The sequence below is a fragment of the Lyngbya confervoides BDU141951 genome (assembly GCF_000817775.3).
GTDB classification, from domain to species: domain Bacteria; phylum Cyanobacteriota; class Cyanobacteriia; order Thermosynechococcales; family Thermosynechococcaceae; genus Lyngbya; species Lyngbya confervoides.
Window position 1 is genome coordinate 1 of record NZ_JTHE03000006.1, and the last position, 9,169, is coordinate 9,169.

Here is a 9,169-nt window from a genome sequence, read left to right on the forward strand (position 1 = left end):
TCCGTTGCCTCCACTCAGGAAGTCTCGGCAGACCCAGACAGCGCCGAACTGTCCTGGCCCAAGGGCTACAAAAAAGTAGTGACGCATCTGTACGGCCCCACCTTGAAGAAGATTCTGCCGGAGGACCCAGATCAGGAGCGGGCCATCCTGGAGGCGATCGCCCAGGAAACGGAGGTGGGCGAGAAGCTCCTTGATGACCTAGCCAGCGCCATTGTTAAACGGTCAAAGCGGAGGCTGGCCTTGGACAGCGTAAAGGAGGGTCTCAAGCGGAAGATCCAGGAGATGGTGTAAGTTCTGCGTTGACACCCTGAAGATCGATTCATTCAAAACAGTATCAAGATACCCCGTAAGCTTTCCCTTAGTGTTCTGCCTAGAAAGGTGCCCTCTAAAAGCAGCCTGACGGGGGCTATGGGTTGTTTTAGGCTGCCTCGTCCAAGATGGGTCACCTGTTGTTCTGTCTCCACTCGCTTAATCTCGTAAGGGGTGCGGGTGTTGGTGGTGCTGCAATCCTTCAATTCTCTGAATGTCTCTCCAGTGATAAAGGTCCCAGCACGGGAAAGATCTATCTTTCGAAGGGATGGGATCGGCAAAATGTCATGCTTTCATGAAAAGGAGTTCATCATTCTTTGACCTGTAAGGGGGTCTTTATGGCTGTCAGTAAAGCACTGGGACAATTAGTGATTATTGGGGGTGCGGAGGACAAGCAAGGGGACTGCGACATTCTGCGAGCATTTGTCCGGCGTGCTGGTGGCACCCAGGCACGCCTGGTGGTGATGACAGTGGCGACTAGCCTGCCTGAGGAGGTGGGGGAGGAGTATCGCCGGATTTTTCAGCGTTTAGGCGTTGAGCAAATTGATATTTTAGATACGGCTGAACGGGATGAAGCCGAGCATCCAGAAGCCATGGACCTGATTGAAGCCTCAACGGGAATTTTTTTCACCGGGGGCGATCAGGCCCGCATTACTGAAGTTCTCAAGGGCACTCAGCTAGAGCAATTACTGCATCAGCGCTATGAGGCGGGGGCGGTTATTGCGGGGACGAGCGCTGGCGCAGCGATGATGCCCGACGTCATGATTTTAGAAGGAGAGGGGGAAACCCATCCGCGCTTTGAAGTGGTCTCCATGAGTGAGGGAATGGGCTTTTTGCCCGGTGTTGTCATTGATCAGCACTTTGCTGAGCGGGGACGCTTGGGGCGACTGCTGTCAGCAGTTGTTCAGCAGCCTGTGGTATTGGGCTTTGGCATTGACGAAGACACCGCGATCGCTGTGAGTGGCAATGAGATCGAGGTGTTGGGATCAGGGTCGGTCACCGTGATCGATGTAGCAAACCTGTCCCATGACAATAGCAGCCAAACGCTGCGAGATGAACCGCTGGCGCTCTGCGATGTTCGGCTGCACATTCTCCCGGCGGGCTATCGCTTTGACCTCAATACCCGCCGACCGCTGTTCGACGCGGATCCCCCAACCGTAGAGCCGCCAGCCGCCAAGGCCCCCCCTGTCTTAAAAGCAGTGGCCTCCTAGAAGATCTGCCCCGCCTTCGGTAAGACTGCTTCCCCTCTGCGATCGCCCTTTGCCCCTCCCCAGGGTAGGCCCGCGCGGGTGATTCGCGCAGGGGGAGGACAGTCGCTTGCCGCAGGCTCCTCCCGATTTCCCGATTCTGCCTGCGGGGGTGATAGCAGTCACTCCCCTGGGGTGATCATAAACACGCTGCTTTTAGAAGAAATTTAAATTAAATTCGGGAAATATTTCGCTCACGCAGCTTGAAGTTCTTGTTGTGACTTTGTTTGCGTGATTTTGTTTGATTTTGAACCCTTTGATTGGATGAGGCGTCTAACCCTTAGATTTCAGAAATTGCTTCTGTGATCTACTCCAAATCTAAATTAAGGGAAAACGTACATGAATCCATCTCCTCTAGTCCCCCTCCATCCGGCTCTGGTCTCAGGCCACACCAGTCGGCGTTCCTGTGCAATTAAGACTGTGGCAGCAATTACCCTATTGGCCACAGCTTGCCTGGGGAGTGTCTCGTCCTCAGTGGCAGCCATGCAAAATCCGCAGGAAGATATTTTATCTAAGTTGGAATATTGTCAGTCATTACAAACTCCACTCCAGCGGAAACGTTGCTATCAAAGGGTGAGGGAATATTGCCGTAATCATTATCCCCCGGCCCTGTGCAAGTCAATTTTTGCCTCTTTCTTTCAATCTCACGGCGGGGAAGATGCGCTTCTTCCTACACAGGCCTTACCCGTAGAAGAGAAGGAATAAGCTGAGCGTTCAGCCCTCTCCTCTATCTCCCTGAGCGTGTTCCCCTGGACGGTTATTTCACTTCAATTCTAACCCCCAGAGGTAAAACCCATGACTATCAAAACGATCTGCTTAAGTCTTGTCTCTTTCGCAGCACTGTTCAGCCCCATCCTGCTGCCAAATTCCCCAGCCCAGGCCCTGCTTGGAAGTGACGCCTGTAAAAATGTTACCTTCCGGGTCGATAACAACTACGGCTTGCCCATTACGGTCGAACGATTTGAACTCTGGTCCGTTCAAGAGGGGCGTTGGTTAAACGAAAACTTTCAAGATGTCGTTGTTCCGGCAGGAGCCCAAGCCTTTACCGTTCGGACGGGAGAATCGGTGGAATATGGCGAAGACGATGACATTACCCAAATTCGGGTTCATTTCCGTGTCTTTGAAGATGTCTCAAACGATGCTCCGGCCCAATGGTATGACCGCAGTCGAATAGATAGTGACATTGCCAATCCGACCTGTGTCGCCAATAAGATCTATCGGGCTACGGTCAACCATTGATCATCCCTGCGGATCTGGTAACGCCTAGCCGTTTCCGGCCCGGTCCTCCCATGGGCCGGGCCGGAAACGGCAGATCAGCTCACCATGTTTGGGAATCCTCACCCTCCCAATTGATTGCCGCTGCTGAACCGCCCCTTGCTTGGTTGCGAGAATTCGCTTGCCCTAACCAGGGTGGCGGTTGTGAGCCAATTCCTGCTACCGCCAGCAAAATTTGTCCAACCTGAGGGCTCATTTAGGGGATGTATATTCCCCAGGATTCGCTATGAATCGCCTCCTAAAAGGGAGCAACCCCAATCAAGGTCATTACCTGAGGAATTAGGTTGATTCGTGGGACAAACTGGAACACCATTGCCACAGCGTCCGCCCTCGGAAAATGGGTTTGCTGGGCGGTAAAAGAGCCCCTTGGCCGGGAAATTCGTGAGCCCTGACCAGATTGTCTTCAGCATATTACAGTGAGACAGACTCGTTCAAAAAGAATATCGCTAAGGTCGAGATGGATTTTTTAAATGGCATGACCCTGCTGCTGGTTTACCAACTCATGGGTGAAATCAGCGTTCTCTTACTCAAAATTCCGGTTCCCGGCCCCGTGATGGGGATGATTCTGTTGTTTTTGACCCTGCTTGGCCAAAATACCTGGCTGGGACACCCTCAACCTGCAGCTCTGAAATCTTCCGCGGAGGTATTGCTCAGTCATCTCTCCCTGCTCTTTGTCCCTGCCGGGGCAGGCGTGGTTGTCTACATTAATCAAATTATTGAAGAATGGTTACCGATTACCATTGCCCTGAGTCTGAGCACAATACTAACCCTGGGGACAACTGCCTTGATCATGCAGGGGATTAACCACATGGTTTCAAAATGGAGAAAAGCCAGTGTTTGAAACCAACTTTGCCCGAATTTGGGTCTATCTCTCTGCCTCTCCCCTCCTGGGCTTAACCGTCACCCTCATGGCCTACGGTCTTGCCCATCGACTGTACCGCAGTTCGGATCAGCACCCCTTACTGAACCCCGTGTTAACGGCCATTGTCCTGCTGATTCTTTTTTTAAAGGGAACCCACACCTCCTACGAAGCTTATTTCGAGGGTGGGCAATTTGTGCAATTTCTGCTGGGACCCGCGACGGTGGCCCTGGCGATTCCGCTCCATGATCAACTTTCAAAACTGCGGAAAATCTGGCTGGCAGTGTCCCTGACCCTGGTGGCGGGGGTGGTGATCAGCAGCTGGAGCGCTATCCTCCTGGTGCAGCAGTTGGGCGGAAGCTTGCAGACCCAGCTTTCCATAGCTCCCAAATCTGTCACGGCCCCAGTTGCCATGGGTATTTCAGAAAAAATCGGCGGATTGCCCTCCCTAACTGCTGTACTGGTGGTCATGACCGGAATTTTTGGCTCGGTCATCGCCACCCAGGTGTTTGCGGTGCTTCGCATCCGAGACAATAGCGCCAAGGGGATTGCCATGGGCATTACAGCGCACGGACTCGGAACAGCGAGAGCCTTTCAGATCAATGCCGAGATAGGGGCTTTTTCAGGGTTAGGAATGGCTTTGTCGGCCTTTACGACGGCCCTCATTCTACCCTGGCTGCTGGAGATCCTGAAGGTCTTGCCCTAGCCTGGGGCGGGGTACAGGCCGTTGCCCCTCGGCCCAATGGGTGCACCGTTCACCGAGGGAGGTCCGATCTGCTGAGGGTAGGGGCTCATCAATTCCTCACAAGCGTTTTGTAGAATGATATTTGCAGGTAAAGGCAGGAAAAAGTTTAAGAATCTATCTTGGAAACTCTAGATGGAGGATAATCAGGATGAAACGTCTCATTGCTGCTGTAACTCTCTGCATTACAGGACTTTTACTCTCATTTCCGTCGGTTGCCCAGACTGACGTTGTTGATCCCATTTCCCAAGGGTCCACATACCCGCCCTATTTTCTCCCGCGGGCCAAGAACCTGGCTCGGCAGGCTGCCATTCAGGAGAATGGTGGGCTCAACCGGTATCGTCCCGAACTCTCCATGTATGGGCCAGCACTGGAGGCCCCGTTTGAGAGAAACCCCGATGGTTCAGTCAGCTTCAACTTCTTTGGGGGGGCGCCAGGATCAAGGGAGTGGGATACGGTGACAACGGTCAGAGTGGCGCCGGATGCAACGGTCGATATTTTGTTTAATGGGCCTGCTCCTGCTGGTGTGGGGAGCGGCAAGCTTTACTATCAAGAGGATCAGTCGCTCTTAAAGGTTCTCCAGGAGGGAAGCTTTTTAACCCGCGCCCAAAATCTGGCTCGACAGGCTGGTATCCACGAAAATGGTGGACTTTCCCGCTATCGTCCTGAGATTGCCATGTTTGGGCCTGCCGATGAATCACCGCACTTTAGAAATGTGGATGACAGCATCACCTTTAGATTTAAAGGGGGAGACCCACTGGCCGCTTCACCCACCCTGGAAACATGGGTGACGGTGACCAGGCAAGGTCAAACAACTGTGGATTACAACGGTCCCTTACTGGACTGAAATCGGCAGATTTCTGGGCTAAGGGGCTGGCTGGGCGATCGCCTGTGTTGGAGATCTCTGGACAAAGAGGCGGCTGTTGGGGAAGGGGGGTCACTCGTGCAATTTCACCTGAAAAATTGCCAGATGTTCTTCTCCCTTGCGGCTTGCAATGGAATCCTTTGCTGCCTGAAACAAAAGGACATCAAAGTGGGGCTGAAAGAGTTCTAAGATTTCCTGGGGCTGGATGCCAAAGGGGGGACCGCCCCCCCGACGATGGGTGAAAAACAGCGCAATCAGTTGACCCTGCGGACGCAATAAGCGTTTCACGGTCTGGACATATTGGGGTCTGAGATCTGCCTCAAGGGTACAAAAACAGGTATGTTCCAAGACATAGTGGAAGCCATGGAGGAACTCTGCTTCTAAATCAAAAATATTGCGCTGTAAAAACCGAATATCCAGTTCTCGTTCCTGGGCAGCGGTGCGGGCACGCGCAATGGCGCTGGGGGCAAAATCAAACCCGGTCACCTCGAAGCCTGCTGTTGAAAAGAGCATGGCATCCTGCCCGCTGCCACAGCCCAGCACAGCCATTTTGCCAGCTTTTGGAGCTTGGGGGGAGGCTAGAAGATGGCTCAGGGGAGGCGCTGGACAGCCCAGATCCCAGGGATCTTGACCGTCTTGATAGCGTTGTTCCCAAGCGGCTGCGTTCGGATCAATCATGCTCAAAGCTTGAAATGGTAAGGTCAGGCATCCTTTTTTGGCCTGCTTCTCCTCTATTTTGACCCATATTGGCTTGGGTGTCAGACGGGGCAACCCAGGACTGTGGAGCGACGGGGGCCGACCTCAACGTCTGTGGGTCACAGGTGCCCTCGCCCCTGCAACTCCAGCGGGATCTCGGGCCGGTTTGGGCGCTGTGCAACGTTGCACCTTCTTGATCAGGTGTTTTTTCTATGTCAGATTGGAGGGGTGGGGGCATTTAGCCTGAGAGAGGTGTTTCATGGGTAGCCGTAATCTGAATTATCGAGCCCAAGAAGTTCAGCTCGTGATGAGCCTCAAGTTTCATCATGCAAAGACCTTGAGTGAAGTTCCCCTGGAGGTCGCGATTGATGCCATGACGAAGGTTTGGCGGTCTTGCCAAGGATCGTCTGAGCAGAACCGGGTTGCTTCAAGAATTGAGGGAGACGGCGTGATTCACCTGTAGAAGCCTGTAGATCCAGGCCAGGATAATGGTGTGGCAGGTTGGGGCAGGGCACTAGGCGATCGCGGGTGTCTATGCGGGTGGGTGTCTTAGGGGTGAAGATGCAGTCGGCTTGAACGCAGCGATATCCTAGGCTGTGCGGTTCGGAAAAACTGTGAAGTGACCCCCTGTTTACGCCGCCCTCAGGATAGCTATACACTCAGTAGCGATCGCCCCATCTGCACCCATGCCCACCCGCGCCGACATCCTTGATAAATTCCGCTTCCGGATCGCTCAGGGCAGCCGCACCAAGCTGCGGAAAGAGGAGCTTGAAACCTTGATCGAGACCTTCCTTGAGGCTCTGGCTGTGACCCATGCCCCGGAGGAGATCCAGGATCTCTGCCAGGCGGAAATCGCGCTGCTGGAGGAGGGCTACGCCAAGATCACCCTGGCTAGCGGCTATATCCCGCGCTACCGGGCGGCGATAGAGGCGGCGATCGCCCAAAACCGCATTCTGCTTACCCCTGAAAATAGTCACACCTACCTTCACCAGCAGCGGGTCACGGGGATTCAGGAAACCCGCGATGAACACTGGGCGCTCACCTACTTTAAATACAGCCCTGAAGAATATGAACAGCTGGACAGGCGACAAGCCCAGGTCAATCGAAAACGGCTGCTGAACCTTAAAACGGTCCCACTGGATCGCTACTTGAACAAGATTACCCATCTGCTGCACAGCCAGGACAACTTTGCTGCAAGGCACCTGGCGATCGCGATCGCTGCGCTCACGGGTCGGCGGATGGGGGAGGTGGTGGCCCGAGGGACGTTTATGCTCACGGCGCATCCCTATCTGCTGCATTTCACGGGTCAGCAAAAGCACGAGCGTGATGGCTATAATATCGTCACCCTGATTCCGGCAGAGGATCTGCTGGCGGGGATAAAACGCTTCCGCTCTATGCCAGATATTAAGGCCCTGATGAAGCTGGAGGGAGGGTCGCTCAAGGCCGAGCTAAACAAATTTGATGTGCAGTTGAATCGGGAGTGTAACAAGCTGCTGAATCGTACTGAAATTGTCCCGCCGCTGGAAGGGAAAAGCACGGTCACCATTCACAACCTGCGCAGCCTGTGGGGGGCGATCGCCACCTATTTTTTCTGCCCGATCCAGCACCATGAGTATGCGTTTCTGCAGCACTACTTGGGCCATGTTCTAGAATCCAGCGCCACGGGACATTACTTCCGGTATCAGCTGACCGATGCCAAGGGTGATCTATTACGGGATAAGGGAATCAAACTAAGTGCGGTGCCTGAGTTGCCGTTGCTAGATGAGGAGATGGAACAGATGGAAGAGGAACAATTATCCCTGGAGCCGACTGCGATTGAAGAAACGAGCGATCGCCTGGGGCATGAGATTGAGCAAGCGATTCTGCATCGGTTTGAGGCGCTTCAGCGTGAGTGGCTAGATTATCGGGAAACCATGGAATCTCGCCTTCAGGATCTGGAGTGGGCTAAATCAGGCCAGCTGGATGCGGCTCAGCAAAGGCGATTGCAAGATTTACAGAAAGATAATCAAGGGTTAAGGGATGAAAATGAGCGATTACGCCAGGCCTTGGCGGAAGCTGAGGGTAAGCTAGCGCAGTTTCGGCAGCTGCTGCTTGGAGAAGCCCCGGAGCCGGAGAACCGGAAGAATGGCAAGGAGGCGGAGGCAGCGACGACGGCCCTGGAGAGTGATTCCAGCAGCGATCAGCGCGTGAGGTCAAAACCGGTCCCAAAGCGCAAGGCAGGTCGCAAGCCGGGTCAGGCAGTGCAGCGAGCCACGGAGATTTTTCATCAGGTGCAGGAATGGAACCGTGAGCATCCGGACCAGACCTTTGTGATCAATCCAGGGTTTTTGGAAACGGTCTTCAAGATTAATCGGAAGGCGGCTAAGCAGTTTTGTGAAGAGCATCAAGCTGAGCTGTGGGAGCATCACCAGGAAATTGGTGTGGAGGTGGAGGTTTCCCACAATCGCGGGAAAGATGTGGAGGCGTTACGGAAATATGTGGGCAAAGGTTAAAAGAATAAGCGAATAATCAGCGGAGATCGGCTGCATAGGCTATTTTCTTCTTTAATAACAGGAGGGATTAAACCAGATGCAAAGAGACGGCATCAGCCAATATACGAAGGCGATCGCGCGTGTACCGTTGGTTAGGGTGGCCCAGGAAATTGAGCTGGGCCATGCACCACAAAATCACCGGTTTATATATGGCAAAAGGAAAACAAGCCCAAGAGGAGTCGCCGGGAGCATGAACTGAAGACTTTTGAGGCGATCGCGCAAGAAGAGATCCAAGAATAGCTGTGAAATTACTGGAGAAATTGCCAAAATGAGAAGCAGTCATCCTCCAGCTGGGCTATGGGTTAGAAGACGGGGAGCCTCAATCTCTGAAAGTGCTAGGGAGCAATTTGGTCTACACAGAGAGCGGATCGGGCAGCTTGAGCAGCAGGCGATCGCCAGGATATGGGAGGCCGCATGTGCCGCAGTTGACAGACTCATGATCAACAAATCCGAACGTTTTTGAAAACAAAGCCTGAAAGTATTGATTTCTCGTTGGCAATTAACGGCTGAACCCCCTATTCCTCCGTTCAAAGCTTAAAAGTGTTCGGACTATTGATGAAAGAATAAGGGCCACCAATTTAATCCGGGACAGAATGCAGTGTGGGCATTTGAGGCTGTGTAAAATTTTTGTATCGTCTGGCTTGG

General features: G+C 53.3%; 10 protein-coding genes. 9 read left to right on the forward strand and 1 reads right to left on the reverse strand.

The genetic code is table 11. From position 1 onward, the window contains the following. The 7 genes from QQ91_RS01095 to QQ91_RS01125 form a co-directional block, all read left to right on the forward strand. A partial coding sequence (locus QQ91_RS01095; protein WP_166283756.1) for a hypothetical protein occupies window positions 1-291 on the forward strand: 291 nt, incomplete at its 5' end. 356 nt (window positions 292-647) lie between these two features. Continuing rightward, window positions 648-1,520: a cyanophycinase gene (locus QQ91_RS01100; protein WP_166283758.1), complete on the forward strand. Its 873-nt coding sequence runs from the start codon at window positions 648-650 to the stop codon at window positions 1,518-1,520. A gap of 375 nt (window positions 1,521-1,895) precedes the next feature. Then, window positions 1,896-2,261: a hypothetical protein gene (locus tag QQ91_RS01105; protein WP_166283760.1), complete on the forward strand. Its 366-nt coding sequence runs from the start codon at window positions 1,896-1,898 to the stop codon at window positions 2,259-2,261. A 90-nt stretch (window positions 2,262-2,351) separates the two neighbouring features. Beyond that, window positions 2,352-2,795 (forward strand): hypothetical protein, encoded by a 444-nt coding sequence (locus QQ91_RS01110; RefSeq protein ID WP_166283762.1) that lies wholly within the window; start codon window positions 2,352-2,354, stop codon window positions 2,793-2,795. A 493-nt stretch (window positions 2,796-3,288) separates the two neighbouring features. Then, window positions 3,289-3,672, forward strand: coding sequence for a CidA/LrgA family protein (locus tag QQ91_RS01115; protein ID WP_166283764.1), 384 nt, complete (start codon window positions 3,289-3,291; stop codon window positions 3,670-3,672). Further along, on the forward strand, window positions 3,665-4,396 hold the full coding sequence (locus QQ91_RS01120; RefSeq protein WP_250833221.1) for an LrgB family protein: 732 nt from the start codon (window positions 3,665-3,667) through the stop codon (window positions 4,394-4,396). The genes QQ91_RS01115 and QQ91_RS01120 overlap by 8 nt, the downstream gene beginning before the upstream one ends. Before the next feature lie 187 nt (window positions 4,397-4,583). Beyond that, complete coding sequence (locus tag QQ91_RS01125) at window positions 4,584-5,279, forward strand: purine nucleoside permease (protein WP_166283766.1); 696 nt, start codon at window positions 4,584-4,586, stop codon at window positions 5,277-5,279. Between the two features lie 90 nt (window positions 5,280-5,369). Here QQ91_RS01125 and QQ91_RS01130 read toward each other — a convergent pair whose 3' ends face one another. Continuing rightward, window positions 5,370-5,975 (reverse strand): methyltransferase domain-containing protein, encoded by a 606-nt coding sequence (locus QQ91_RS01130; RefSeq protein ID WP_166283768.1) that lies wholly within the window; start codon window positions 5,973-5,975, stop codon window positions 5,370-5,372. Window positions 5,976-6,252: 277 nt separating this feature from the next. Here QQ91_RS01130 and QQ91_RS01135 point away from each other — a divergent pair, with 277 nt between their 5' ends. Beyond that, window positions 6,253-6,456: a hypothetical protein gene (locus QQ91_RS01135; RefSeq protein ID WP_166283754.1), complete on the forward strand. Its 204-nt coding sequence runs from the start codon at window positions 6,253-6,255 to the stop codon at window positions 6,454-6,456. A gap of 223 nt (window positions 6,457-6,679) precedes the next feature. Beyond that, window positions 6,680-8,485, forward strand: a complete 1,806-nt coding sequence (locus tag QQ91_RS01140; protein ID WP_166283770.1) for a protelomerase family protein — start codon at window positions 6,680-6,682, stop codon at window positions 8,483-8,485. The last annotated feature ends 684 nt before the right edge of the window (window positions 8,486-9,169 follow it).